Below are 25945 nucleotides of genomic sequence, written 5' to 3' on the forward strand. Positions count from 1 at the left end.
CTGACACCCGGCAAGCAAAGCCCATTTACCCGCTTTTTACGCTCCTCTTACGTTACCAACTGTTTGCAAAACGGCCCGTGGTGCGTAGCCCGGATGCCATCCGCGAGCGGGCTGGCAGGGCGCCGCTCTTTCCCGGTTTGCATCCGGGCCATGGGCGATGGCCGGCACAAATAAAAACGGCCTGCAGGGCAGGCCGTCGTTCCAGCACGGGCGATTACTTGAGCACCGCCAGGGCCGCCGCGTAGTTCGGCTCGTCGGCGATCTCGCCGACCAGCTCGCTGTGCAGCACCTTGTCGTTCTCGTCCAGCACCACCACCGCACGGGCGGCGACGCCGGCCAGCGGGCCGCCGGCGATGGCCACGCCGTAGTTCTTGAGGAAATCGGCGCCGCGCATGGTCGACAGGTTGATCACGTTGTCCAGGCCTTCGGCGCCGCAGAAGCGCGCCTGGGCGAACGGCAGGTCGGCGGAGATGCACAGCACCACGGTGTTGGCCAGTTGCGCGGCCTCGGCGTTGAACTTGCGCACCGAGGTGGCGCAGGTCGGGGTGTCGATGCTGGGGAAGATGTTCAGCACCTTGCGCTTGCCGGCCAGGCTGGCCAGGCTGACGTCGCCGAGGTCCTTGCCGACCAGGCTGAAGGCCGGTGCTTGCTGACCGACCTGCGGCAGTTGACCGTCGACCGGAACCGGGTTGCCTTTGAGGGTGACTTGCGCCATGGGGAGAATCCTTTTCTGCGAAGTGAGGGTAGAAGAGTAAGGGCGCGATCCGGGCTTTTGGCAAGCCTAGAACGCGCCCTCGTCAGGCTGCGGATCAAGCTGACCCGGAGGTCAGACTACTTTGCCGACACTGGCGACACATTCGCTTGCTTGGCGAAGTACTCGCGGGTCAGCGCCACCACCACCGGGCTCAGCAACAGCAGCGAGAGCAGGTTGGGGATGGCCATCAGGCCGTTGAGGGTATCGGCCAGCAGCCAGGCGAAGTCCAGCTGGGCGATGGCGCCGAACGGCACCGCGACGACCCAGACCAGGCGGAACGGCAGGATCGCCTTGGTGCCGACCAGGTATTCCCAGCATTTCTCGCCGAAGTAGCTCCAGCCGAGGATGGTGGTGAAGGCGAACACCACCAGGGCGACGGTCAGGATCGCCCCGCCGATGCCCGGCATGGCCGACTCGAAGGCCGCCGCCGACAGTGCCGCGCCGCTGGCGCCGCTGGTCCACACGCCGGAGCAGATGATCGCCAGACCGGTCATCGAGCAGATGATGATGGTGTCGATGAAGGTCCCGAGCATGCCGATCATCCCCGAGCGCACCGGGCTGCTGGTGGTGCCGGCCGCCTGGGCGATACCGGCGGTGCCCAGGCCCGCCTCGTTGGAGAAGATGCCGCGGGCCACGCCGAAGCGGATCGCCGCCATCACCGCCGCACCGGCGAAGCCACCGGTGGCGGCGACCGGGGTGAAGGCATAGGTGAAGATCATCTCGAAGGCCGCCGGAATCTGGCTGGCGTTGACCACCAGCACGACGATGGCGGCGACGATGTAGGCCACGCACATGGCCGGCACCAGCGAGGCGGCGACCTTGCCGATGCGCTTGATGCCGCCGAGGATGACCAGGCCGACGAACACCATGGTCACCAGGCCGGTGACCCACAGCGGCACGCTGAAGGTGGTTTCCAGGGCGTGGGCCATGGAGTTGACCTGCACCATGTTGCCGATGCCGAAGCCGGCCAGGCCGCCGAAGATGGCGAAGGCGCCGCCGAGCCAGGCCCACTTGGAGCCCAGGCCGTTCTTGATCGCGTACATCGGGCCGCCGACGTGCTCGCCACGGTCGTCCTTCTCGCGGTAGTGCACGGCCAGTACCACTTCGCAGTACTTGGTGGCCATGCCCACCAGCGCGGTGCACCACATCCAGAACAGCGCGCCGGGGCCGCCGAGGAAGATGGCGGTGGCCACGCCGGCGATGTTGCCGGTGCCGACGGTGGCGGCCAGGCAGGTCATCAGCGCCTGGAACGGGCTGATCTCGCCGCTTTCCTCGTCGTCTTTCTTGCGCCCCTGCCACATCAGTTTGAAGCCGGGGCCGATCTTGGCCAGCGGCATGAACTTCAGGCGCAGCATGAGGAACAGACCGGTACCGAGAATCAGCACCAGCATGGGTGGGCCCCAGACCAGGCCGTTGAGTTGGTTCACCAAGTTGGTTATGGCTTCCATTGAAGGGTCCTTATTCTTGTAGTTGCGCGGTTGGGTACCCGTCGCATGATCGACTGCCGGATAGACAGTGCCGTTTTTTCGTCACCGCCCCGCGCTGCACCAGGGTTGCCGGATCGAGGGGGCGGCTAAGTATACGAAGACGAAATAAGTTCTTTTCACTATTTAGAAAAAAATTAACGCGACCATTCTCCAAACGGTTGGGGAAAAGCCGCACGAAAACCTGGATAAGTCGGCTCGACCCCGGAAAAGCCGGAGCGGTTCCACGCCGGCTAGAAATCGCGCCGATAGAACAGGTCCAGGGAACTGGCCAAGCCACTGGCGGCCTCGAGATAGAGCCTGCGGCCGAGCTGGTAGCGCAGCGCGATGGTATTGGCCGGTTCGAACACGCCGACGCCGTAGCGCAGGCTGAGGCGCTCGGTGAGGTTGCCGCTGGCCACCACGCTGGTGGTGATGCCACTGCCCTCGGTGTCGAGCTGGAAATCCTGGATGCCCAGGCTGCTGGCCAGGCTGCTGGTCAGCGAACTGCTGCCGGCCAGGCCTAGGGCCAGCGCGGCCTGGCCGAGCATGTTGTTGTCGCCGCTGCCCTGCCCCAGCGGCCGGCCCAGCACCAGGTAGGACAGCGCCTGCTCCTGGCTCATCGCCGGCTCGGCGAACACCGTGGTGCTGGGTTGCTCGGCGCTGCCGGACAGACGGATGCCGGCGACCACCTGGTCCACCCGGCGAATCGCCTCGACATCGAGGAACGGCTGATCGATGGGCCCGGTGAACAGCAGGCGCGCCCGACGGATGGTCAGGCGCTGGCCGTAGGCGCGATAGCGGCCGTTCACCAGGTCCAGCTCGCCGCGGGTGTCGAGGTCGTCGCCGATATGCACGCGCCCGCGCAGGTCGGCGCTCAGGCCGAAGCCGCGGAAGGCCAGTTTGTCCTGGCCGACCTCGACATCGACGTCCATGGCGATGCCCAGCGCCTCCTCCTCCAGCGGCGTCTCGCGCCCGGCCACCCGCGCATCGCCGGACAGCTTGACGGTGGAGGCCGGCAGCTCGCGCACGCTGATCTGCCCGCGCGGGATGCCGACCTTGCCGCGCACCGCCAGTTGCTGGGCGCGCAGCTGCAACTGCAGGTCCGGCTCCACTTCCAGCTCGGCATAGGGCTCGACCTTCAGCGGCAGGCGCTGGCCCTGCACGGACAGATCGCCGCTCAGCCCCTCGGCCCAGCTCAGCTCGCCGCGCAGGTTGCCGCGCCCCTGCTCGCCGCTGCGCCAGTCGCCGGCCAGCTGCAGCCGCTCGCCGGCGATCAGCGCCTGCAGCTGCAGCGCCTGCAGGCTGAGCGGCAGTTCGCTGCCGGCCAGTTCGCCGTCGTCCAGGCGCAGCTGGCCATCGACCTGCGGCGCCAGCAGCGGCCCGGACAGCGTGCCGCTGCCCTGCAGGCGCCCCTCCAGGCGCTCGGCCATGGGCACGAAGGGCCGCAACACGGCCAGGTCGAAACCGGTCAGGCGGAACTGGCCGCTGAGCGGCTTGTGCGCCGGACGCGGATCGAGCTGCGCCTGCAGGCTCAGTTCGCCGAGGCGTTCGCTGAGCTGGCGCAGCTCGCTCTCCACCCGCTGCGGGCGCAGCGTGCTGTCCAGGCGCAGGCTGGTGTAGGGGAAATCCAGCCACTGGTCCTGCTCCGGCTGGCGAATGCGCAGGCTACCGCCGCCGGCATCCAGCAGGATGCGCCCGTTGGGGCCGCTGGCCGGCAGCTCCAGCTCGAGCCGGCCGTCGAGTCGCCCCTGCCAGGCGAAATCCGCCGGCAGCCAGGGTTGCAGGCTGGCCAGGGGGAAGTTCTCCAGGCGCAGATCCAGGCTCGGCTGCGGCGCCAGGCGCTGCTGAGCGCCGCACAGGCTGGCATCGCCGGCCCGCCAGCAATGCGCGCCCAGGCTCAGCTGGCCGCTGGCCAGGCGCTGCAGCGCCGCCGGCTGTTGCAGCTGCCAGTCCTGGCCGCCGCTCTGGATGCGCCCGCTGGCGATGCGCCCGCGCCAGTCGCCCTGCCCGCTCAGGTTGCCGTCCAGCGCCAGGGCCAGTTGCAGCAGCGGGCCTTGCAGGTCCAGCTGCAGCGCCTGGCGCCGCGCATCGCCCTGGCCGTCGGCCTGCAGGCGGCCGAGGTAGGTGTCGCCGAGGCGAATGCCGCGCGCCTGCAGCGCCAGCCTGCCCTGCTCACGGGCATCCAGGCTGGCGTCCAGTTGCAGGCGGCGCAGGCTGGGCTCGCCAAAAGCCAGGCGCTCGCCGCCGAGCTGCAACCGGCCCTGCGGCGCCTGCAGCGTACCGGCCAGTTCCAGGCTGCCCTGCACCTGGCCCTGCAGGCCCGGCCAGAGCTGACCGAGGCGCGGCAACGCCAGTTGCAGCTGGCCGCGCAGGCGCTGATCCAGCGCGCCCTGTCCGCTCAGGCGGTTGTCGCCCAGACGCACCAGCAGGCGCTGCACCTGCCATTGCTCGCCGGCGCCGGCGCCTTGTACCTGCAGCTGCGCGGGCTGGCCGCGCAGGCGCCCGGCCAGGTCGATATCGGCCTGCGCCTGCAGGCGGCCCTCGCTGAACCTGCCGCGGCTGTTCAGCGGCCCGCCGAGCCGGCCGGGCATCTCGGCCAGCCAGTAACCGGGATCCAGTTCGCTGAGCTGGAGCACAGCCTGCCAGTCGATGCCCGCGGCGAAGCCCAGCTTGAGCACGCCGTCGAGCTTGCCCTGGCCGGCCCGCAGTTGCAGCTGCGGCAGGCTGACCTGCTCGAGATCGCCGCTGACCGGGCTGCTCAGGCTGAAGGCGCCGGCCGGGCCCTGCAGTTGCCCGGCGAAGTTGCCCAGGTAGTTGCCGCCGCTGTAGCTGAATTCGGCCTGCAGCTGCTGCAGGCTCACCGGCGGCGCCTGCTCCAGCGGGTACAGGCGCTGCCAGGGGAAGGCCTGCCAGTCCAGCTTGGCGTCGACGGCGAAGGCCTCGCGCCAGTCGAGCCGGCCCTGCAGCTGCAAGTGCTGCTCGGCGTCGCCCTGCAGGCGCAGCAGCTCGATATCCGCGCCCTGGGCCTCGACGCGGCCCTGCAGGCGCACGCCGATCGGCGCCTGCGCGGCCGGCAGGCTGGCGTCGCCGTCGATGCGGTAGCCGCTGGCCAGATCGCCGGTGGCGCGCAGCTCCAGCTGCTGCAGGCGCAGGGTCGGCGGCAAGGCACTGCTGGGCGCGAAGTCGCCGCTGCTCAGGCGCAGCTCGGCCGGCAGGTGCTCGGCCAGCGCCTGCACCTCGCCGACCAGGCGCGCCTCCAGATAGCCCGTGCTGTCGGCCTGCAGGGTCAGGCTGCGCTGCAGTTCGCCGCCGACCTGCAGCGCCAGCTGCCAGGGTTTGCCGTCCACCTCCGGCAACTGCAGGCGCCCGCTGACGGCCAGCGGCCAGTCGCCCTGCGGGGTCAGCTCGCCGCTGAGTTCCAGGCTGAGCGCGTCGCGGCGCAGGCTCAGGCGCTGCAACGTCACGCCCTGCTCGTTCCAGGCGGCGATCAGGCTCAGTTCGCTGAACTGAGCTTGGCCGTCGAGGCGCAACTCGCCCAGCTGGATATCGCCCAGTTGCAGGCGCAGCGGCAGCTTCAACTGCGGCAGGCGCAGCGGCTCGCCGCTCGCCTCCCCGCTCGCGGGCAGGTTCAGCACGACCTGTCGCAGGTGCAGACGATCCAGGCACAGGCTCAGGCGCAGCAGGCAGGCCGGCGACCAGGCGAAAGCCACCTGGTGCAGCTCCACGCGCAGCTCGTCCTGCTGCCAGCGCAGCGCATCGGCCTGCCAGGTCGCGCCGAGCCGGCCGCTGAAGTTCTCCACCGTCAGCCCCGGCACCTGCCCCAGCAGCCAGCGGCTGCCGCCCTGGGTCCCCAGCACGCCCAGCAGTGCCGCGCCGAGCAGCAGCGCCAGGCTCAGCAGCCCCGCCGCCAGCCACTTGAGTGCGCGCCTCATAGTTCCGGGCCCATGGAGAAGTGCAGGCGCACGCCGCCCTCGTCGTCCAGCGCATGGGCCAGGTCCAGGCGCAGCGGGCCGACCGGCGAGACCCAGCGCAGGCCGAAGCCGACGCCGGTCTTGAGGGTGGGAAAGTCCAGCGAGTTGAACGCGTTGCCCTGGTCGACGAATGTCGCCAGACGCCACTTGTCCGTCAGGCTGTACTGGTACTCGGCGCTGGCGGCGAACAGGTAGCGGCCGCCGATCTTGTCGCCGCGGTCGTTCTCCGGCGACAGGCTCTGGTAGTCGTAGCCGCGCACGCTCTGGTCGCCGCCGGCGAAGAAGCGCAGCGACGGCGGCACGCCGGAGAAGCCGTTGGTTTCGGTGCCGCCCAGCTGCACGCGGCCGAGCAGGCGATGGTTGTCCAGCAGCGTGGTCAGGCCCTTGAGCATGACGTTGCCGTGCACCACGTTGGCGTCGGAGAGCACCCCGTCCACCGCGCCGGAAACATCGAACTGCAGGCGATAGCCGCGCCGCGGATCGAGGCGGTTGTCGCTGCGCAGCAGCGAATAGCTGACGCCCGGCATCAGCAGGGTGCTCAGGCCGGAGTCGTCGCCCAGGCGGTACTCCTCGCGCTGCCACTTGAGCGACAGCACCCGCTGCCAGCCGCCGGCGCGCTGGCTGTGCCACTCCGGGCCGAGGGTGAGCAGCCGGCTGAGGCTGTCCTTGCTGGCCAGTTCCTCGTACTGGTAGCCGCCGGCCAGGCGCAGCTTGTCGGTCAACGGCGGGTCGCCGGGCATGTCGTACCACAGGCCGAGGTTCTGCCGCGGCGCCGACAGCTCGGTCTCCACCCCGTAGCTATGGCCCTGCGGGTTGCGCCAATGGCGCGTCCAGGAGCCGCGCAGGCGCGGCCCGACGTCGGTGGAGAACCCCACACCCAGGCCCAGGGTGCGCGGCTCGCGGGTCACCAGCGCGACCGTCACGGGAATGCGCAGCTGCTCGGCCTGGGTGGGAATGGCGTCGATGCGCACCGACTCGAAATAGCCGCTGGACTGCAGCGCCTGGTACAGCTCGGCGATCAGCTCGGAATCGTAGGGGGTGTCCGCCTGGAACGGCACCATGCGCCGCAGCAGCGCCTCGTCGAAGGGAAAGTCGCCGCTGAAGGCGAGGTCGCCGAGGCGGTAGCGCGGCCCGCTGAGGTACACCAGTTCGATATCGGCGACCCCGGCGGCGGGGTCGATCTCCAGGCGCTGGCGGGAGAAACGGCCGTCGAAGAAGCCGTAGCGCGAGGCCTGGTTCTGGATCAGCCGCTTGGCGTCCTCGTAGCGCCCGTGGTGCAGCACCGCGCCGGGCTGCAGGCGGCTGGCGCTGGGCAGGCGAAAGGCGGCCAGCTCGCTGGCCGGGCCTTCGATGCGGATGTCGACGTTGCGCAGGCGCACCCGTTCGCCGGGCTCCACCTCCAATACCAGGCGCGGCGTCTCGCCCTCCTCGATGCGGCTGCGGATGCGCGCCTGGTAGTAGCCCAGCGCCTGCGCGGCCTTGTCCGCCTCGGCCTCGGCGACCCGGCGCAAGCGCCGCAGCGCTTGGCCGTCGCGGCCCTCGAGGCTGCCGACGTAGCCTTCGATATTGGCCTTGAGGGCCGCATTGGCCGGGCTGATGCGCACATCCAGCTCACCGGCGGCGAGGGCCCCGGTGCTGATCAGCAGCAGCGCCAGGCTGCGCCGGATATGTCCATATACGCTCATGGCCGGGGATGCTATCACGGAGCGGACGGCGAGCTAGAGCGGTGGAGAACGGCGGTGACAGCCAGGGTTCAGGCGCGGGCCCGCGCCACCGGCTGCGGATTGGGGTGGAAGAACACGTGCTCCACCACCGGGCCGATGGCCAGTTCGCCGATTTCCTCGTAACCCTGGCGCTTGTAGAAATCCAGGTAGCGCGCATTGCCGGTGTCCAGCACCACGCCCTGCGAGCCGGCATCCTCGGCGCACCAGTCGTGCAGCGCTTCGAGCAGTTGCTCGCCGCGGTGCTGGCCCTGGAACTCGGGATGGATGCCGAGCAGCGGTAGCACGTGATAGGGCCCCGGCGGCAGGCAGGCGAGCACCGCGTCGTGGTATTCGAGGTAGCGCTTGGTGCAGCGGAAACCGGTGCTCAGCAGCATGCGCAGACGCCAGCCCCAGCTCTCGGTGATATCCAGGCGCCGTTGCGGCGGGGCGATCAGCGCGGTGCCAATCAGCCGGTCGTCGAGCAGCAGGCCGATGGCCGGCAGCTCCTCGGCGAAGTGCTGCTGCACCAGTTCGCGCACCGTGGCCCGCACCCGCTGGTCGAAGCCCGGCCGCTCGGCCTCGAACAGGTAGGCGAAGGTCGGCTCGTGGCGGTAGGCGTGATAGAGCAGCGAACGCACTTCGCGGGCGTAGCCGCCGTCGAGCATGCGGACTTCGGCAGGAGCGTTATGGGGCATGGCGGACCTCTGTTGTTATGCGTTGTGCGGTCGGACGCGTCACAGCCAACTTAGCACCGCCGCCAGGGCCCTGCCAGGCGCTGGCCGCGAGCGCGGCGGATCGGCTAGCATCGCCTTTTGCCCAGGACTCGCCGCCCATGAAAATCGTCTCCTTCAATATCAATGGCCTGCGCGCCCGCCCCCATCAGCTGCAGGCCCTGATCGACAAGCACCAGCCGGACGTGATCGGCCTGCAGGAAACCAAGGTGGCCGACGAGCAATTCCCCGAGGCCGAGATCCGCCAGCTCGGCTACCACGTGCACTATCACGGGCAGAAGGGTCATTACGGCGTCGCCCTGCTCTCGCGCCAGGAACCGCTGAACCTGCACAAGGGCTTTCCCGGCGACGCCGAGGACGCCCAGCGGCGCTTTATCTACGCCACCTTCACCGACGCCCAGGGCCAGCCGGTGACCGTGATGAACGGCTACTTCCCGCAAGGCGAAAGCCGCGAGCATCCGGTCAAGTTCCCCGCCAAGCAGCGCTTCTACGCCGACCTGCAGCAGTTGCTGGTCGAGCGCTTCGATCCGCAGCAGGCGCTGGTGGTGATGGGCGACATCAACATCAGCCCCGAGGACTGCGACATCGGCATCGGCGAACCCAACCGCCTGCGCTGGCTGAAGACCGGCAAGTGCAGCTTCCTGCCGGAGGAGCGCGAGTGGCTGGCGACCCTGAAGAACTGGGGCCTGGTCGACAGCTTCCGCCAGCTCAACCCCGGGGTGAATGACCGCTTCAGCTGGTTCGACTACCGCAGCCGCGGCTTCGAGGACGAGCCCAAGCGCGGCCTGCGCATCGACGTGATCCTCGCCAGCCAGGCGCTGCAGGGCCGGCTCAAGGACGCCGGCATCGACTACGAGCTGCGCGGCATGGACAAGCCCTCGGATCATGCGCCGATCTGGCTGGAACTGGGCTGAGAGCCTATACGGCGCGCCCCAGCGCCGTCATATCACTGAAACCTGACTGACTTAATCTGCGCGGCACTCTCCATCACCCACTAGAAGGTGTCTGCCGCATGCCGCGCGCCCCGTCCGCCGTCGACCGCGACCTCTGGAGTCGCACCCTGTCTCTGCTGGTCCTCGGCTTCATCTGCTACGCCCTGCCGCTGTCGGTGTTCGCCGCCCTGCCCGCCTCGCAGGGCGGGCAGCCGGTGCTGCGCCTGCAGGGCTCCAACACCATCGGCGCCAAGCTCGGCCCGGAACTGGTCAAGGGCCTGTTCGAGGCCCAGGGTCTGCGCGATATCCGCAGCGAGGCCGGCGCGGCGGAGAACGAACAGCGCCTGCTGGCGCGCCACGCCGACGGCCGCACGGTGATAGTCGAGGTCGCCGCCCATGGCTCCGGCACCGGCTTCGCCGCGCTCAAGGACGGCACGGCGGACCTGGCCGCCTCGTCGCGGCCGATCAAGGACGGCGAAGCCACCGCCCTGGCTGCCCTCGGCGATCTGCGCAGCGCGCAGGCCGAACAGGTGATCGCCATCGACGGCCTGGCCATCATCCTGCACCCGAGCAACCCCATCGCGGCGCTCGGCGTCGAACAGGTGGCGCAGCTGTTCGCCGGCGAGATCGGCGACTGGCGCGAACTGGGCGGCAACCCCGGGGCGGTGCGTTTGTACGCCCGCGACGACAACTCCGGCACCTACGACACCTTCAAGGAGCTGGTGCTGGCACCGGGCGGGCGCAGCCTCGCCGCCGGCGCCCAGCGCTTCGAGTCGAGCACCCAGTTATCCGATGCGGTCAGCGGCGATCCGCAGGGCATCGGCTTTATCGGCCTACCCTATATCCGCCAGGCCAAGGCGGTGGCCATCGCCGCCGGCGACTCGCAGCCGATGCCGCCGAGCACCACGCTGATCGCCACCGAGGACTACCCGCTGTCGCGCCGGCTGTTCCTCTACAACCAGCCGCAACCGGACAACCCCTGGGCCCAGGCGCTGATCGACTTCGCCCACAGCCCACGCGGCCAGGCCATAGTCGACGCCAGCGGCTTCATCGCCCAGACGGTGCAGGCGATCCGCGTCGAACCCAGCGCACAGATGCCGGCCGGCTATCGCCAGCTGGCCGAACGGGCGCAGCGCCTGTCGGTGAACTTCCGCTTCCAGGAAGGCAGCGCCAGCCTGGACACCAAGGCCCAACGCGACCTGGCACGGGTGCTGGACTACCTCAAGCGCCACGACAAGTTGCATAACCAGGTGGTGCTGGTGGGCTTCGGCGACGCCAAGAGCGACCCGGCCCGCGCCGAGCTGCTGTCCAAGCTACGGGCCATGGCCGTGCGCCGCGAGCTGGCCAGGCAGGGCGTGCTCTTTCGCGAGATCACCGGTCTCGGCGACGAGCTGCCGGTGGCGGCCAACAACGAAGACCACGGGCGCATCCGCAATCGCCGGGTCGAGGTCTGGGTCTACTAGAGTTGCAAGCGGCAAGTGAAGCAAAACCGCGGGCTGACTTGAGGCTTGCCGGGTTAAGCGCTAGCCTGTCTGAGCGTGACGCCGGGCCCCTCTGGCGGTGAGCTCTCACCGTGATGTCGGAGTCACTGAGTCGATATTCAACTCAGGCAGACATTTAGGGAGGGCTCATGGACGCTCTACTCGCCTTTTTCACCACCCCGCTGTTCGGTACCCCCGGCTGGTTCTGGCTGGCCTTTCTAGTGCTGATCGTCACCCTGCTGGTGCTCGACCTCGGCGTGCTGCACCGCGACCAGCACGAAATCGAGATGCGCGAAAGCCTGCTGCTGTATTCGGGCTACTTCAGCGTCGGCGTCGCCTTCGGCGGCTGGATCTGGTGGCAGCTCGGCGCGACCAAGGCGCTGGAGTACTACACCGGTTTTCTCGTCGAGCAGTCGCTGTCGATGGACAACGTCTTCGTCATGGCGATGATCCTCGGCTACTTCAACATCCCCCGCCGCTACCAGCACCGCGTGCTGTTCTGGGGCATCCTCGGGGTGATAGTGCTGCGCGCCATCATGATCGGCCTTGGCACGGCGCTGGTGCAGCAGTTCGACTGGATCCTCTACCTGTTCGGCGCCTTCCTGCTGTTCAGCGGCTTCAAGATGCTGCGCAGCGAGCACGAGCAGGAACATCACCCGGATCTGGCGCAGAACCCGCTGCTGCGCTTCCTGCGCCGGCATATCCGGGTCACCGACGAGCTGCACGAGGGCCACTTCCTGGTGCGTCTGAAGGACCAGGTCAGCGGCAAGCCACTGCTGCATGCCACGCCGCTGCTGCTGGCGCTGGTGCTGATCGAGCTGGCCGACCTGGTGTTCGCCGTCGACAGCGTGCCGGCGGTGCTGGCCATTTCCCAGGACCCCTTCATCGTCTACACCTCGAACATCTTCGCCATCCTCGGCCTGCGTTCGCTGTATTTCGCCCTGGCCGCGCTGATGCACCGCTTCATCTACCTGAAGTACGCCCTGGCGCTGGTGCTGATGTACATCGGCGGCAAGATCTTCCTCCACGATCTGGTCAAGGTTCCCGCCCTGCTCTCGCTTGGCGTAACCTTGGGCATGCTGGCCGGCGGCGTGATCCTCTCCCTGCTGAGAACCCGCGACCGGGCCGGTCTCGATCGACAACAGAGTTGAAGCATGGCGGATGTACGTATAGATGAGCTGGAACGTGGCGGCCAGCGCCTGTGGCAGGTGCGCGTCGGCCGCCGCGCGCTGATCTTTCACGAGGAGCTGGCCGCGCGCGCCTTTGCCGCACAGCTGCACATGCGCCTCGGCTGGTTGGATCAGGCACGGCGCAGTTGAACAGCTCGGGGCCGATCAGCGAACGCCCACAGCCAAGGCCCTGCCCGGCCGACCAGCTGTGCTCCGTCAGGTCACTGCGCTGCCAGCTGCCCCAGTGCCTGCTGCTCGGCGGCCAGCAGAGGCCGCGCCACTGTGGCCTGGGCTGGCGCGGACTCCAGTTCCTTGCCGACCGCCTCGGCGCGCAGTTGCTGGATCGTCTGATACGGAGCATCGGGCTTCAGGGCCGCGCGCCGTTTGCGCTGGCAATGCGGATCGGGGGCACATCGCGCTCGACCTGCGATTCGAACTCGGCAAATACCGTGTCCAGCTGCTTGAGATGCCGTCGGCACCGACCAGGTCTTCAGGCTTCTGGTAGTTGGCCAGGAGCTGATCCAGCAACTCGTCGGTGATCGGGGGTTTCGTCTTGCTGATGGTGTCTCCGGCTCGGAGCGACAGTGTCGCTCATAAGCCGGTTACACAAAAATTCGGACACCCTCCCAAGGGAATACACCTTGAGGATCTGGCCGCCTATCTCGATATCCAGCGCGCAGAAGCGATCAAAGAACACGATCAACTCAGCGGCGTCCTCCGCGCCGGGAGAAGCCGTTGAGAGTACGATCTCCATACTCGACGCCCGACGCCAATAGCCGCGGCAGCCACTCCCATCCCGCATAAGGGTTGCCGCGCCCATTCAGGTGGGTATAGCGCCGCAATGAGTTCCAATCCCTATGACCGGAAACGCTTGCCACACGGGGGATATCCCACCCCATTTCGAATAACCGACTGACACCGTCGTGGCGAAGGTCATGGAAGTGCAAATCCGTGATACCTGCACGCTCGCAGGCTCGTCTCCATGCAGTGGACACCGACTCACTGTTGTAGGGAAAAATTTCGTCGCATGTGCGCGGCATGCTCTTCACAATCGCCCATGCTTCATCCGGCAAATAACACCACACGTTATTGCCGATCTTATCACCCGGATTTTTCATATCTCGCACCATCACCATCTGCCGTGACTCGTCCAGGTCATCCCAGCGGATACGGCAAATCTCATCCTGCCGGCGTGTTGAAAAGATCGCAAAGCCTGCAACCTTCAACATATTGATGGAGGTAGGCCGACTTGCCAGAACCTTCTGGAACTCCCTGAAAACCTGGTCGAGCTCCTTTAAGGAGGGTCGGCGGTCTCGCTCACGACTCTTAAGCTTGTAACCTAGCTTGGCCAACACTTTTCGCGCATCCGCCATGGCGTGCGGGTCGACATCACACCCCCAAGCAGGGCGAGCCACAGAGAGCACTGCGCCGAGGTGAGCAAGATCATTACCGGCCGTTTGAGGCTGAACCCCGCCTCCTTCAGCACTCATACGCCATAGAGCGTAATCGACCAGCACCTGCGCATTGACCTTACGATCTTCGTACTCGCCCAGATAGCTATTGGCAATAGCCTCCAGCGTGGCCTTCTTGGTCTTACCCATCGGTCGCGCTTTGCCGTACTCATCCAGATAAGCCTCAATCATGGAAGCAACCGTCGTCCCGCACCGATTAGCCCGCTCGATTGCTCCAGGCTCGCTCAACTCGGTCTCTCGTCGCTTAGCCCAAGCCCGTGCAGCCTGTTTGCGGGAGAATGTCTGGCTCTCTTGGTAGACTTGCGCCCCATTCTTCTTGATCCGGATTTGCACGGTGTAGCGGAGCGAGCCGTCCGCACTCTTTCGGGCTCGGATGGTTGCCACGGTAATCTGCCCTCCTGGCTGGTGGTACAAGAAGTTTTTCAGGTGGTACATTTTACCACCCGCTTTAGAAAAATACCCGCCCCCTGAAAACCCGTTGAGAATGCGACACGCGAAATGCCCCTAGAATCAACCTCAAAGCCAGAAAAAACGCGCCCTGTGCTGTCCCGTCGCTTCAGCGTCGCGCCGATGATGGACTGGACCGATCGCCACTGCCGTTTCTTTCTGCGCCAGCTGTCGCGTCACGCCCTGCTGTATACCGAGATGGTCACCAGCGGTGCGCTGATCCATGGCGATCGCGAGCGCTTCCTGCGTTACAGCGAGTGCGAGCATCCGCTGGCGTTGCAGCTGGGCGGCAGCAACCCGCAGGACCTCGCCGCCTGCGCCAAGATGGCCGAGCAGCATGGTTACGACGAGGTCAACCTGAACGTCGGCTGCCCCAGCGACCGGGTGCAGAACAATATGATCGGCGCCTGCCTGATGGGCCACCCGGCGCTGGTGGCCGACTGCGTCAAGGCCATGCAGGACGCTGTGAGCATCCCCGTGACGGTCAAGCACCGCATCGGCATCAACGGCCGCGACAGCTATGCCGAGCTGTGCGATTTCGTCGGCCAGGTGCGTGATGCCGGCTGTCGCACTTTCACCGTGCACGCGCGCATCGCCATTCTCGAAGGCCTGTCGCCGAAGGAGAACCGCGAGGTGCCGCCGCTGCGCTACGAAGTCGCCGCCCAGCTCAAGCAGGATTTCCCCGACCTGGAGATCATCCTCAACGGTGGCATCAAGACCCTGGAAGAATGCGAGGCGCACCTGCAGACCTTCGACGGCGTAATGCTCGGCCGCGAGGCCTACCACAATCCCTTCCTGCTGGCGCAGGTGGACAGCCGCCTATTCGGCGCCGCGGACAGCGGCATCTCCCGCATGGACGCCCTGCTCGCGCTGCGCCCCTATGTCGAGCAGCACCTGCGCGAAGGCGGCACCCTGCATCACATCACCCGCCATGTGCTCGGCCTGGCCCAGGGTTTCCCCGGCGCACGGCGCTTCCGCCAGTTGCTGTCGGTGGACATCCACAAGGTCAAGGACCCGCTGGCGCTGCTCGATCAGGCCGCCGAGCTGCTGCGCGGGCACTGAGCCAGCGGCAGCGGTTCGCCGGCTTTGCTCAGCTGGCGGTGCAGCTCGCGGCTGGGGATACCCCGCTCGTCATCGGCGCCGGACAGCGCCTCGACCACCTTCAGCTGCGACATGCAGCAGCGCAGCCCGCACGCGCAAACATTGTCAGCGCGACAGCCCTCGCTGCCCGTTGAGCCGCCCAGGCACCTCGGGTAAGGTCGTGACATCCGCAACGACAAGGCTCCGTCATGACCTCCAAGCTGGAACAACTCAAGCAGTTCACCACCGTGGTTGCCGACACCGGCGACCTCGACGCCATCGCCCGCCTGCAACCGGTGGATGCCACCACCAACCCCTCGCTGCTGCTCAAGGCCGCCGCGCTGCCGCGTTACGCCGAGCTGCTGGGGCGCGCCGTGACAGCCGGCCAGGGCGACCTCGGCCTGGCCTGCGACCACTTCGCCGTGGCCGTCGGCCAGGAGATCCTCAAGGTGATTCCCGGGCGTATCTCCACCGAGGTGGACGCCCGCCTATCCTTCGACACCAACGCCACCCTGCGCCGCGCCGAACGCCTGATCGGCCTCTACGAGCAGGCCGGCATCGGCCGCGAGCGGGTGCTGATCAAGATCGCCTCGACCTGGGAGGGCATCCGCGCCGCCGAACAGCTGGAAAAAGCCGGCGTGCAGACCAACCTGACCCTGTTGTTCGCCTTCGCCCAGGCCCAGGCCTGCGCCGATGCCGGGGTGTTCCTCATCTCGCCCTTCGTCGGGCGCATCTACGACTGGTACAAGAAGGCCGAGGGCCGCGACTTCGTCGGCGCCGAGGACCCCGGCGTGCAGTCGGTGGCGCGCATCTACGACTACTACAAGGCCAACGGCTACCAGACCGTGGTGATGGGGGCGAGCTTCCGCAACCTGGGCCAGATCGAACAACTGGCCGGCTGCGACCGCCTGACCATCAGCCCGGAGCTGCTGCAGCAGCTGGCTGACGACCAGGGTCCGCTGAGCCGCCGACTGGCCCCTGGCGCCGCCGGCGAAGCCCGCCGCAACCTGGATGAAAGCGCCTTCCGCTGGGCGCTCAACGAAGACGCCATGGCCACCGAGAAACTCGCCGAAGGTATCCGCCTGTTCGCCCGCGATCAGGAAAAGCTCGAAGCGCTGCTCGCCGCCAGGGCCTGAAACGCAAAAAGGGGCGCCCGCATGCGGGCGCCCCTTTGCACTGTTCGCCTGTCAGTGCCGTTCGAGGGCGCTGACCAGATCGTGGAAGGCCTCGCGGTTGGAGTCGTTGAGCCCCATGAGGATGCGGTGGGCCTCCAGCACCTTGGCCTTGACCACCTCTTCGGACTGATCCTGCGACGGCAGATCGTCCAGCGCCTCCGGGCACGGCACCGGCCGGTCGACGATATTGAACACCTGATCGAAGCCCATCGACTGCAGCAGGCGGGTGATGTCGTCGTGGGTGGTGACCACGGTGGGCAACAGACCGACCTTCTGCCGCGACAGAATCGACAGCTTGGCCAGCAGGCCGAGGGTGGTGCTGTCGATGCTGCGGGTTTCGGTCAGGTCGATGATGATGGCCGAGAAATTCAGCGCGGTGAAGATCTTTTCAATCGTGGCATCCAGCGCCGAACAGAGCGTCAGGCGCACTTCGCCGACGAATTTGAGGACGAAGGTCCCGTCCTGCTCGGCGAATTGGATACGACCGGGGCTTATCCCAGGATTCATGCAAGGTTCCTGCTTAACACCAGCAAGGCGATATCATCCGGCATCTCGCCCAGATTGGCCAGACCGAGAACTTGACGCAAACCGTCTAGACTGCCGCCAGCCTGGCTAACCAGTTGTGGCAGCGCCAATTCCTTGTCCTTCAGCGTCTCGCCCGGCAACAGGTCGAGAATGCCGTCAGACAACAGCGTCAGGCTGAACGACTCGGGCAGCGGCATGACGTGATCGGCGTATTCGGCCTCCTCGAACAGCCCCACCGGCAGCCCGCGGCCTTCCAGGTAACGGGCCTCGCCTTTCTCGAACAGCACCGGCAACGGCAGGTGGCCGCCGATGCTGTAGGTCAGTTGTCCGCTCTGCTCGTCGATCACCCCGCCGAGCATGGTCACGTGCTTGCCCAGCTTGCAGTTGATCAGCCCGCGGTTGATGTGGCCGAGCACTTCCGAGGGCTTGAACTCCGGCAGCAGGCCGCCGCGGCGCGACTCGTAGAGCAGCCGGGTGGTCATGAACTTGAGCAGCACGGTGACGAAGGCCGAGGACGCGCCGTGGCCGGACACGTCGGCCAGGTAGAAGGCAATGCGTCGCTCGTCGACGCGGAAGTAGTCGACGAAGTCGCCGGACAGGTACAGCGAAGGGATGATCTGGTGGGCGAAGGTCAGGCTGTCGACCTGCCAGGGCGTCACCGGCAGCATGTTCATCTGCACCTGGCGCCCGGCGTTCTGGTCTTCCTGCAACAGGTGCAGGCTGGCCTGCAGCTCGCGGTTGGCGGTTTCCAGCTTCTCGCGGTAGCGCTGGTTCTCCAGACGCAGGCGCGAGCGATCGAGGGCGCGGCGCACCGAGTGCTCGAGCACCGCCAGGTCTTCCAGGGGCTTGATCAGGTAGTCGGCGGCGCCCAGGCGCAAGGCCTCCACCGCATCGTTCATGACGCCGGCGCCGGACACCACAATCACCGGCACCTCGACGCCGAGGGCGTTGATCCGGCGGATCAGTTCGAGGCCATCGACCTGCGGCATGCGCAGGTCGCAGATCATCAGGTCGGGCTTGGCCTGCTGGAACACTTCCAGCCCCTGCAGGCCGTTGCTGGCCTGCAGCACATTGAAGCCGCTGTCCTCGAGGTAGGCCGCGAGGCTGGCACGCACGACTTCGTCGTCATCGATGATCAGCAGAGTGGCACTGGTTTTGTGCATGGGGTATCCAGGCAAACTGCGCCGGGGCAATTGGGTGACGGCCCGTGGCGCGGCGCCGCGTAGGTGGCGTCAGGGCGAATTCAAGGGGCAGACGGTACTCCCATCCGTCGACCGATTCAAGCCGGCGCCAGTCGTCGTTCGGCGACTTTACAGGGCAAATCGGCGAGGGTTATAAGAGCCGCAGGAGAACCTTATAACAAGAGGACAGCGTCCATGAGTCAGAGTGATCGAGCGTACAGCGAGAAACGTGACTACATCCGCATGCGACTGGAAGCGCCAGTAACCCTGCACCATGGCGGGCGGGAAATTTCCGCGCTGTGTCTGGATCTGTCCAGTACCGGCATGCAACTCGAGGCCGAAGTCGCGCTGAGCATGGGCGACCGGGTCAAGGTCCACATCCCCTCCGAGCACAGTGAGCTGGCCGGCCTCGACGCCCAGGCCGAGGTGGTGCGCATCGCCGATCTGGGCGACGGTCGCCAGTCGCTGGGCCTGGCCATCCTGTCGATGAGCTGACATCTGCACTTACGAAAAAGGCGGCCAAGGGCCGCCTTTTTCATGCCCGCCAAACTCAGAAGTCGTCTTCGACCTGGCCGTCCTGCACCTTGAACTCGCGGTTCTGCAGGTAGGCGTTGCGGATGAAGATGTACTTGTCGCCGCTGATCAGCTTCTCCGCCGACAGCAGGCTGGCGCGGGTGTCGACCACATCCACGGCGCGGGTGACGTTGCGCGTCGGCACATGGCCCATGTAGGGATAGGGCTCGAGGAAGCTGTCCGGCAGCTTGCCGGTGGCGTCGCGCACGCTGCTCGGGCCGAGGAACGGAATCACCAGGTAGGGGCCGCTGCCCAGGCCCCAGGCGCCGAGGGTCTGGCCGAAGTCCTCGTCGTTCTTCTGCAGGCCCATCGGCGTGGCCACGTCGAAGAAGCCGAGCAGGCCGAAGGTGGTGTTGAAGATCAGGCGCCCGGTATCCACTCCGGCGTCGTGCATCTTGCCCTGCAGCAGGTTGTTGGCCAGGTTGCCGACATCGCCCAGGTTGCCGAAGACGTTGTGCACGCCGTCTTCCAGAAACTGCGGGGTGACCGCCTGATAACCCTGCGCCACGGGCTTCAGCGCGTAGGTGTCGAGGGTGTCGTTGAAGCGGAACATGGCGCGGTTGAAGCCTTCCCAGGGGTCGTCCTCCGAGGCGGCCTGCGCCATCGCAGGCAGCAGACTCAGGCCGACGAGCGCCATCAGGCCGCCGAGGCGCACGATCCAGCGAGCACCGTTCACATGCATTGCAGTCTCTCCTTGAGAAAAGTAGTGTGGCGACCCGCCAGCGGCCACCGAGGCCGCGCAGTATATAGCCTGAGCCCCCCTGATGGCAGCATAGCGGACAACCCCGATGATCGAGAAAATGCTTCTGCACACCGCCCATATCCCCGTGCGCTGGGGCGACATGGACAGCTACGGGCACGTCAACAACATCCTCTATATGCAGTACCTGGAAGAAGCGCGGGTCGCCTGGTTCGAACGCGTCGGCGTGGCGATGAACGACGCCCCGCAGGGCCCGGTGGTGCTGCAGACCCAGCACACCTACCTGAAACCCGTGGTTCACCCCGCCACCGTGGTGGTGCAGCTGTATGCCGGCGCCCTGGGCCGCAGCAGCCTGGTGCTCGAACACCGCCTGTCGACCCTGGAAGATCCGCAGCGCTGCTATGGCGAGGGCTACTGCAAGCTGGTCTGGATCGAGCATGCCAGCGAACGCTCGGTGCCCCTGCCCGAGCACCTGCGCGCCCTGCTCGGCGGAGGCTGAGCGGCGTCATCGCCCGGTCATCCTGTGGTCATCTGCGCGCCCTAGAGTGGCCTAGACCATTGCAGGGATGACCCTATGCCTCACACCGCCCCCACCGCCCTTCTATTCGAGCTTTCCGGCTGCCTGGTCGACTTCGGCGCCCGCACCCTGCCGGTCGCCCTGCAGCGTCTGCATCCCGATACCGAACTACCCGCTGGCGCTCACTGCCCCGAGCAGGCCCTGGCCGAACTGCTCGGTCGTCCGCCGCAGGCCCAGGAACGGCAGGCGCTGCAGCAGATGCTGGCGACCGTCGCCGACGAGCACGCCGAACTCACCCCCGGTGCCGCGCCGTTGCTGCAACAGCTGCAGGCTCAGGGCACGCCCTGGGCCTGGCTGGACAGCCTGCCCGCGGACGCCAGTGCGCGCCTGGCCGAGGCCCTGCCTGCGCCGCTGGCGGCCGGCGCCGGGCGCAACGCCCGGCCCTGGCCGGCGCCGGACGCCTGCTGGCAGGCACTCAGCCAGTTGCAGGTCGAGCGCCTGGACGGCTGCATCCTGGTCAGCGGCAACCCGCTGCTGCTGCGCGCCGGACTCAATGCCGGCTGCTGGACCATCGGCCTGGCCGCCTGCGGCCCGCTGTGCGGCCTGGCGCCGGCCGACTGGCAAGCCCTGAGCGGCAGCGAGCGCGAATGCCTGCGGGCGCAGGCCACGCTGCAGCTGTATCGCCTGGGCAGCCACTCGGTGATCGACCACCTCGGCGAAATCGGCCCGAGCCTGGCCGATATCGGCATGCGGCGCAGCAAGGGGGAAAAGCCCTGAGGCGGTTTGATCGAGATCAGGCAAAGCCGGCAGGCTTGGAGTACCCTTGAACACAGGTAGAAACCTTGGACCGCAGTTCGAGGTCAATGCCTATGTCTTCAGACAAGGGAGAACCCCATGCCAGCACGCGACCTGCAGCAGCAACTGGAAACCCTGCGCGATCAACTGGCCCAGGATCCGCCGCTCAGCGAGGAAGAACGGGCATCGCTCTACGTCCTGACCCAGGAGATCGAACTGCAACTGGCGCGCCAGGCGGCGGCCGCCCCCGACGCCACCCTGGTGGACGGCGTCAACCTCGCGGTGGAGCGCTTCGAAGCCAGCCACCCGACCCTCGCCGGCACCCTGCGCAACATCATGCAGAGCCTGGCCAATATGGGCATCTGAACCGGCCAGCGGGCTCGCTGCACGCCAGGAGCATCGCACAGACCGCAACCCGGATTGCATCCGGGCTACGACGCCGAATGCCGCTCGCCCGCTGCCGGGGCAGCGGCATTTTTCATCACTGGGTTTTACCGGACACCCAGGCCGCAGCATGCGCTGCAGCCGTTCCTGCCATCGACTACTGGCGCACCAGGCGGGCATTGTCCGCGGCGAGCGCCTCGGTACTGCGGTAGGGATTGATATCCAGCCCGCCGCGGCGCACGTAGCGCGCGTAGACCGTCAGCGCCTGCGGCTGCAGCAGGCGCTGCAGGTCGAGGAAGATGCGCTCGACGCACTGCTCATGGAAATCGGCATGCTGGCGAAAGCTCACCAGATAGGCCAGCAGGCTGGCGTGATCCAGCGCCGCGCCGCGGTACTGCACCACCAGGCTGCCCCAGTCCGGTTGGCCGGTGACCGGGCAGTTGGACTTCAGCAGGTGGCTGTGCAGGCTCTCCTCCACCACGCGCTCCGGGTCGCAACGCAGCAGTTCGGGTTGCGGCTGGTCGTAGCGGCTGACGCTGATGTCCAGCTCGTCGATACAGACGCCGGGCAAGACCGCCACGCCCTCGCCGGCCACCTCGGCCAGGCTGCGCAGGCGCACCGCCACCGGCTTGCCGGCCACCGCCGAGAGGTCGCGCACCAGGGTCGCCTGCACCTCGTCCCAGGTCGCGTAGGACGTCTGGTTCAGCGAGTTGAGGTAGAGCTTGAAGGATTTCGACTCGATGATGTGCGGCGAGTCGGCCGGGATGGCGAACTCGCCGATGGCCACCACCGGCTTGCCCGAGGGCAGCAACCAGGACAGCTCGTAGCAGTTCCAGTAGTCCACGCCCCGGTACGGCAAGTGCGCGCCATCCAGGCCCAGCTCGGCCCATTTCGCCGCGCGCGGGATGGGGAACAGCAGTGCAGGGCTGTACTCGGCGATGTACTGGCTGGACTTGCCCAGCGGGGAGTGTTCGGCGGGGTGCTGCATGGCGGGGGATCCGGGTCGGCAAAAACCCGGGGAGTTTAATCGCTTTGCCGCCAGCTTGTCGTTGCCGGGCGATGGCCGCCAGGGCTGCCGGCCCCGCACGAGCGCGCTGGAGACCACCCCGAGCCGGCCCAAGGGCCGCGCGCCCCCTGACATTCCCGGACGTTGCCGCTCGCCAGCCGGCCGTTCGGCGCAATTGCCCGACAGAGTGAACGCCCGTACACTGCGCGGCCTTTTTCCCTGACGGTCGTACCAATAATGCTCTTCGTTCTGCGCATGCTGCTGATGGGCGTGCATTTCATCCTCGCCGGGCTGGTCGGCCTGCTGATCGGCCTGTGCCGACCGTTCAACCCGGACAACAGCCGCCTCTGTGCCCGCCTCTATTCCCTGCCGGCCCTGTGCCTGCTGCGCCTTAAGCTTAAAACCGAGGTGCGCCCGCTGCTGGAGCATCGGCGCGCCTGCGTGATCATCGCCAACCACCAGTCCAACTACGACCTCTACGTGCTCGGCCGCGTGGTGCCGCGGCGCACCGTGAGCATCGGCAAACAGAGCCTGAAGTGGCTGCCCTTCTTCGGCCAACTGTACTGGCTGGCCGGCAACGTGCTGATCGACCGCAGCAACCCGGCCGCCGCCAAGCGCGCCATGCTGACCACCACCGAAACCCTGCGCCAGCGCGACACCTCGATCTGGGTATTCCCCGAAGGCACGCGCAACCTGGGGCGCGGCCTGCTGCCGTTCAAGAAAGGCGCATTCCAGATGGCCATCGCCGCCGGCGTGCCGATCATCCCGGTGTGCGTCAGCAACTATGCCAAGGCCATGCGCCTGAACCGCTGGGACAGCGGCCGCATCCTGATCCGTTCGCTGCCGGCGATCCCCACCGCCGGCCTCAGCCTGGACGACATGCCCGCCCTGATCGAACGCTGCCAGCAGGCGATGAGCGACTGCATCGCCGCCATGGATCGCGAGCTGGCGCAGGCCTGACGCGACAAAGCATCAGCCTGATCGATAGTTACTCTTAAGATCATCCATTATTCGTTCGAAATGACTTGAGCGACTCTGTGCCCACGCGATCCCATCGACGTGGAGCACAGAAATGTCCAACCTCGCTCAAGCCGCCCGCAACGGCGCCCTCGCCGCCATCGGCCTGTACCTGATCATCACCTCCATTGTGCTGGCGCTGAGCTACGCCAGCCTGCAGCAGAACGCCCCCAGCATCGACCAACCGGGGCCGCTGCACAGCCTGGCCAGCCGCTTGCCGCCGCTGCTCGGCGCCCTGTCGCGCAGCTGAAGCCGGAGCCCGTCACCATGAGAAGGCAACGCGGCCGCCTGCTACTGCTCGCCAGCCTGGCCCTGCTGACCACCCTGTTCGCCCTGCTCGGCATCGGCAAAGGTTCGGCCGGCGCCATCGCACGTAACATCGAATGCAGCCACAAGCTGGCGCACCAACTCGACCTGGCCGAGAGCCTCAAGCTGCAGCCCGGGACCCCGCCGCCAGCGAGGAGCAGAAGGCTGTCGCCGCACTTCGTCCTGCAACATCCGCTACAAGCATGAAAAAGCCCGGCATGCCGGGCTTTTTCAGGTTGCTGGGGCGAGGACTCAGGCCTTGGCCTGCTTGCCCTGGGCGACGAAGCGCATCATCCACTCGGCCACCGTACTGCCCTGCTGGTGATGCTTCAGGCTCTCCACTCCCTGCTGGTAGACCTGCTCGCCGAGATGCTGCTGACGCAGGTCGAGCAGCGCCTTGGAGTAGTCGTGGACGAACTCGGGGTGGCCCTGGAAACACAGCACCTGATCCTCGATGTGGTAGGCGCCGATCGGGCAGAAGTCGCTGGTGGCCAGCAGCGTGGCCTTCTCCGGTAGGCGGGTGACCTGGTCCTGGTGGCTGATCAGCAGTTGCAGCTCGTCCAGCGCCGGGCTCATCCAGGCCGGCTGGTTCTCCAGACGGTAGCTGTGCACGCCGACGCCCCAGCCCTGCTCCGCACGCTCGGCCTTACCGCCGAGCAGCAGCGCCAGCAACTGATGACCGAAGCAGATGCCGAGCAGCTTGTCGCCGCGCTGATAGCGCTCCAGCAGGTAGGTCTTGAGGGTCTGAATCCAGGGCTCGGCGCCGAAGGAGTCGGCCTTGCTGCCGGTCACCAGGTAGGCGTCGAACTGCTCGCTGTCCGGCGGGTAATGCCCCTCCACCACGTTATAGACACTGAACTCCGCCGCAACCGGCTGCTGGGCGAACAACTGCTCGAACATGCGGCCATAGCCCTGATACTGGTCGACCAGTTCGGGGCGGAGGATGTCAGTTTCCAGGATGCAAATACGCAGTGACATGAGGTTTCCTGAGGTGAACGCCGAGGGAGGGTGATTCGTGCGTTTTTCTTAACATATGAACCTGCCCAAGGAAATAGCGTTGCCGCTCAAGGGATGGGTTATCGCCGCCGCCCGCGACGACCGGAATCGCCGCGCCCATCGTCAAGAAAATTTGACGAACCGTTCAAGGCCCAGCCGGGAACGATACCGCCCGTCGCGCCGACTCAACGGCGCCGGGAAAGCGGCGGACGCAACCAGAATGGGCTTTCTGGTCAAAAAATGCTCAGCCGATCACAGAGCCGGGGGCCAAAGTCGACGAACGGCTGCTCAAAAATTGAACTATGGCCCTTACCATTGCTCCTACAGTCGTGGGCCCCTCCCCCGGCTTGGGCATGCGGCCCACCCCCGAGCTCCACACTCCCCCCTGAATCTGGAAGATTCCTTGACCGCAAGAGATTGCGTCGGTGGTTGGTTATTGCCCAGACAAAGGAGAACTTCTGCAACTCATAATTAGCAGAACCGTGACAAGCAACATTTATTAATCGAATAAATTCGAGTCGGCGCCAACTTAGCAAGTTCAGGTGCACGTACATCTTTTACTTATTAATTGCAGAACACGAGGTACCCCATGGATCTTTACACCTTTCTGATTTCGGCACTACAGCAAAAGGAAACCATGGAGCTGATGCGTCTAGGGATAGTCTACGTTCACCTGATCGCCTGCTGCGTGGCAGTCGGCCTGGTGCTCACCAGCGACATCGCCATGGTCAAGCAACTGCTCAAGGGTGAAGGCGCCAAGCAGTGCAGCGAACACCTGGAACATCTGAAGAACGTGGTGGGCCTCTCGCTCCTCGTGCTCTGGATCAGCGGCCTCGCCATCATCGCCCTGGATGCCTCCAGCGCCGGCATGCAGTACTTCCTCAACCCCAAGCTGCAGGCCAAGATCAGCATTGTCGTGCTGCTGACCATTAACGGCGTGGTGCTGCACAGCCTGGTGCTGCCGGCCCTGCAGAAGACCGGCTCGCTGCTCAAGCTGCCGGTGAGCATGCGCAACCTGGCGATCTTCTCCGGCGCGCTGTCCGGTGTGTCCTGGTTCTACGCAGCCCTGCTCGGCGTTGGCCGCCCGCTGGCCTGGAAATACTCGCTGGTCGAGCTGATGGCCGCCTACCCGCTGATGATCGTCGGCGGCGCCCTGGCCATGCTGGCCCTGACCAAGTGGTCGATGAGCCGCAGCGATGAGCATCATCAGAACTGGATGCAGAGCAACTACGCCCTGGCCACCCGCTGACCGAAAAGGGCGAACAGGGATGTTCGCCTTCACTTATAAAGTTGCCACTCGCGGCAACTTTACTTTTATATATAGCCCCCGCCTTCGTATAACTTTCCCGCGCAACTTATAACCCCCACCTTCTCCGTCTGCGGCTCTTATCAGCGCGCTCGATAGTCACCATAAATGCCTTCGACTTCTGTCGTCCGCGCGCCTGTCGGATGATCGCGACATCGGGCCCCTGCCCACTCGCCCAGAAGGACAATGCCATGAGCCGTTACGCCGCCCTCGCCAGTCTGTTCGCCGCCACCGCCTACCACGGCAGCAGCGCCCCAC

General features: G+C 66.5%; 26 protein-coding genes and 1 pseudogene. 15 read left to right on the forward strand and 12 right to left on the reverse strand.

Annotated elements, in window-relative coordinates; genetic code table 11:
* Window positions 1-214 precede the first annotated feature (214 nt).
* The 5 genes from tpx to ACIGFL_RS10635 all read right to left on the reverse strand — a co-directional run bounded on the left by tpx (window position 215) and on the right by ACIGFL_RS10635 (window position 8589).
* Window positions 215-715: a thiol peroxidase gene (gene tpx, locus ACIGFL_RS10615; protein WP_021441837.1), complete on the reverse strand. Its 501-nt coding sequence runs from the start codon at window positions 713-715 to the stop codon at window positions 215-217.
* 116 nt (window positions 716-831) lie between these two features.
* Complete coding sequence (locus tag ACIGFL_RS10620; protein WP_397497151.1) at window positions 832-2202, reverse strand: alanine/glycine:cation symporter family protein; 1371 nt, start codon at window positions 2200-2202, stop codon at window positions 832-834.
* Window positions 2203-2471: 269 nt separating this feature from the next.
* Window positions 2472-6152 carry a translocation/assembly module TamB domain-containing protein gene (locus ACIGFL_RS10625; protein WP_397497152.1) on the reverse strand — a complete coding sequence of 1227 codons (3681 nt, stop codon included), beginning with the start codon at window positions 6150-6152 and terminating at the stop codon, window positions 2472-2474.
* A complete protein-coding gene (locus ACIGFL_RS10630) occupies window positions 6149-7876 on the reverse strand; it encodes an autotransporter assembly complex family protein (RefSeq protein WP_397497153.1) in 1728 nt (575 codons plus the stop codon). Before ACIGFL_RS10630 ends, ACIGFL_RS10625 begins: the two co-directional genes overlap by 4 nt.
* Window positions 7877-7944: 68 nt before the next feature.
* A complete protein-coding gene (locus tag ACIGFL_RS10635) occupies window positions 7945-8589 on the reverse strand; it encodes an N-acetyltransferase (protein WP_031303986.1) in 645 nt (214 codons plus the stop codon).
* Window positions 8590-8726: 137 nt separating this feature from the next.
* Here ACIGFL_RS10635 and xthA point away from each other — a divergent pair, with 137 nt between their 5' ends.
* From xthA to ACIGFL_RS10660, 5 genes and pseudogenes are all read left to right on the forward strand, one after another.
* On the forward strand, window positions 8727-9539 hold the full coding sequence (gene xthA, locus ACIGFL_RS10640; RefSeq protein WP_397497154.1) for an exodeoxyribonuclease III: 813 nt from the start codon (window positions 8727-8729) through the stop codon (window positions 9537-9539).
* Between the two features lie 98 nt (window positions 9540-9637).
* Window positions 9638-11020 carry a substrate-binding domain-containing protein gene (locus tag ACIGFL_RS10645; protein WP_397497155.1) on the forward strand — a complete coding sequence of 461 codons (1383 nt, stop codon included), beginning with the start codon at window positions 9638-9640 and terminating at the stop codon, window positions 11018-11020.
* 167 nt (window positions 11021-11187) lie between these two features.
* Window positions 11188-12189 (forward strand): TerC family protein, encoded by a 1002-nt coding sequence (locus ACIGFL_RS10650; protein ID WP_397497156.1) that lies wholly within the window; start codon window positions 11188-11190, stop codon window positions 12187-12189.
* Window positions 12190-12192: 3 nt separating this feature from the next.
* Window positions 12193-12357 (forward strand): hypothetical protein, encoded by a 165-nt coding sequence (locus ACIGFL_RS10655; RefSeq protein WP_397497157.1) that lies wholly within the window; start codon window positions 12193-12195, stop codon window positions 12355-12357.
* Window positions 12358-12835: 478 nt separating this feature from the next.
* A pseudogene (locus ACIGFL_RS10660) lies at window positions 12836-12946 on the forward strand (Pyocin activator protein PrtN); the annotation flags it as partial.
* Here the strand turns inward: ACIGFL_RS10660 and ACIGFL_RS10665 are convergent.
* A complete protein-coding gene (locus tag ACIGFL_RS10665; protein WP_397497506.1) occupies window positions 12912-14063 on the reverse strand; it encodes a tyrosine-type recombinase/integrase in 1152 nt (383 codons plus the stop codon). The pseudogene ACIGFL_RS10660 and the gene ACIGFL_RS10665 overlap by 35 nt on opposite strands.
* Window positions 14064-14177: 114 nt before the next feature.
* Between ACIGFL_RS10665 and dusA the strand changes: the two genes are divergently transcribed.
* Window positions 14178-15188 (forward strand): tRNA dihydrouridine(20/20a) synthase DusA, encoded by a 1011-nt coding sequence (dusA, locus tag ACIGFL_RS10670; protein WP_397497158.1) that lies wholly within the window; start codon window positions 14178-14180, stop codon window positions 15186-15188.
* On the opposite strand, the gene ACIGFL_RS10675 is transcribed toward dusA, so the two are convergent.
* On the reverse strand, window positions 15158-15301 hold the full coding sequence (locus tag ACIGFL_RS10675) for a hypothetical protein (RefSeq protein ID WP_397497159.1): 144 nt from the start codon (window positions 15299-15301) through the stop codon (window positions 15158-15160). The genes dusA and ACIGFL_RS10675 overlap by 31 nt on opposite strands.
* Before the next feature lie 114 nt (window positions 15302-15415).
* Here ACIGFL_RS10675 and tal point away from each other — a divergent pair, with 114 nt between their 5' ends.
* Complete coding sequence (tal, locus tag ACIGFL_RS10680) at window positions 15416-16342, forward strand: transaldolase (RefSeq protein ID WP_397497160.1); 927 nt, start codon at window positions 15416-15418, stop codon at window positions 16340-16342.
* A 51-nt stretch (window positions 16343-16393) separates the two neighbouring features.
* Here the strand turns inward: tal and rssC are convergent, their stop codons facing one another.
* Window positions 16394-16876 carry an anti-sigma factor antagonist RssC gene (rssC, locus tag ACIGFL_RS10685; RefSeq protein WP_397497507.1) on the reverse strand — a complete coding sequence of 161 codons (483 nt, stop codon included), beginning with the start codon at window positions 16874-16876 and terminating at the stop codon, window positions 16394-16396.
* 8 nt (window positions 16877-16884) lie between these two features.
* Complete coding sequence (gene rssB, locus ACIGFL_RS10690) at window positions 16885-18069, reverse strand: two-component system response regulator RssB (RefSeq protein WP_397497161.1); 1185 nt, start codon at window positions 18067-18069, stop codon at window positions 16885-16887.
* Window positions 18070-18282: 213 nt separating this feature from the next.
* Between rssB and ACIGFL_RS10695 the strand changes: the two genes are divergently transcribed.
* A complete protein-coding gene (locus ACIGFL_RS10695) occupies window positions 18283-18582 on the forward strand; it encodes a PilZ domain-containing protein (protein WP_031302907.1) in 300 nt (99 codons plus the stop codon).
* A 55-nt stretch (window positions 18583-18637) separates the two neighbouring features.
* Here the strand turns inward: ACIGFL_RS10695 and ACIGFL_RS10700 are convergent, their stop codons facing one another.
* Complete coding sequence (locus tag ACIGFL_RS10700) at window positions 18638-19342, reverse strand: VacJ family lipoprotein (protein WP_021443177.1); 705 nt, start codon at window positions 19340-19342, stop codon at window positions 18638-18640.
* 106 nt (window positions 19343-19448) lie between these two features.
* On the opposite strand from ACIGFL_RS10700, the gene ACIGFL_RS10705 reads away from it, so the two are divergent.
* The 3 genes from ACIGFL_RS10705 (at window position 19449) to ACIGFL_RS10715 (ending at window position 21038) form a co-directional block, all read left to right on the forward strand.
* Window positions 19449-19859: an acyl-CoA thioesterase gene (locus ACIGFL_RS10705; RefSeq protein ID WP_397497162.1), complete on the forward strand. Its 411-nt coding sequence runs from the start codon at window positions 19449-19451 to the stop codon at window positions 19857-19859.
* 75 nt (window positions 19860-19934) lie between these two features.
* The gene (locus ACIGFL_RS10710; protein WP_397497163.1) at window positions 19935-20654 is read left to right on the forward strand and encodes an HAD family phosphatase; all 720 of its coding nucleotides are present in this window, start codon (window positions 19935-19937) and stop codon (window positions 20652-20654) included.
* Between the two features lie 117 nt (window positions 20655-20771).
* Window positions 20772-21038, forward strand: a complete 267-nt coding sequence (locus ACIGFL_RS10715) for a DUF4404 family protein (protein ID WP_021441956.1) — start codon at window positions 20772-20774, stop codon at window positions 21036-21038.
* 175 nt (window positions 21039-21213) lie between these two features.
* Here ACIGFL_RS10715 and queF read toward each other — a convergent pair whose 3' ends face one another.
* A complete protein-coding gene (gene queF, locus ACIGFL_RS10720; protein ID WP_397497164.1) occupies window positions 21214-22044 on the reverse strand; it encodes an NADPH-dependent 7-cyano-7-deazaguanine reductase QueF in 831 nt (276 codons plus the stop codon).
* Between the two features lie 255 nt (window positions 22045-22299).
* Between queF and ACIGFL_RS10725 the strand changes: the two genes are divergently transcribed.
* The 3 genes from ACIGFL_RS10725 to ACIGFL_RS10735 all read left to right on the forward strand — a co-directional run bounded on the left by ACIGFL_RS10725 (window position 22300) and on the right by ACIGFL_RS10735 (window position 23592).
* Window positions 22300-23022: a 1-acylglycerol-3-phosphate O-acyltransferase gene (locus ACIGFL_RS10725; RefSeq protein ID WP_031302570.1), complete on the forward strand. Its 723-nt coding sequence runs from the start codon at window positions 22300-22302 to the stop codon at window positions 23020-23022.
* A gap of 112 nt (window positions 23023-23134) precedes the next feature.
* Window positions 23135-23329: a hypothetical protein gene (locus tag ACIGFL_RS10730; RefSeq protein ID WP_021441959.1), complete on the forward strand. Its 195-nt coding sequence runs from the start codon at window positions 23135-23137 to the stop codon at window positions 23327-23329.
* Window positions 23330-23346: 17 nt separating this feature from the next.
* On the forward strand, window positions 23347-23592 hold the full coding sequence (locus tag ACIGFL_RS10735; protein ID WP_021441960.1) for a hypothetical protein: 246 nt from the start codon (window positions 23347-23349) through the stop codon (window positions 23590-23592).
* Window positions 23593-23637: 45 nt separating this feature from the next.
* On the opposite strand, the gene ACIGFL_RS10740 is transcribed toward ACIGFL_RS10735, so the two are convergent.
* Window positions 23638-24363, reverse strand: coding sequence for an amidotransferase (locus tag ACIGFL_RS10740; protein WP_021441961.1), 726 nt, complete (start codon window positions 24361-24363; stop codon window positions 23638-23640).
* Between the two features lie 607 nt (window positions 24364-24970).
* On the opposite strand from ACIGFL_RS10740, the gene ACIGFL_RS10745 reads away from it, so the two are divergent.
* Window positions 24971-25630 carry a hypothetical protein gene (locus tag ACIGFL_RS10745; RefSeq protein WP_397497165.1) on the forward strand — a complete coding sequence of 220 codons (660 nt, stop codon included), beginning with the start codon at window positions 24971-24973 and terminating at the stop codon, window positions 25628-25630.
* Window positions 25631-25945 lie beyond the last annotated feature (315 nt).

It is taken from the genome of Pseudomonas sp. NPDC077649 (assembly GCF_044542855.1).
In the GTDB taxonomy this organism is placed as follows: Bacteria; Pseudomonadota; Gammaproteobacteria; order Pseudomonadales; family Pseudomonadaceae; genus Aquipseudomonas.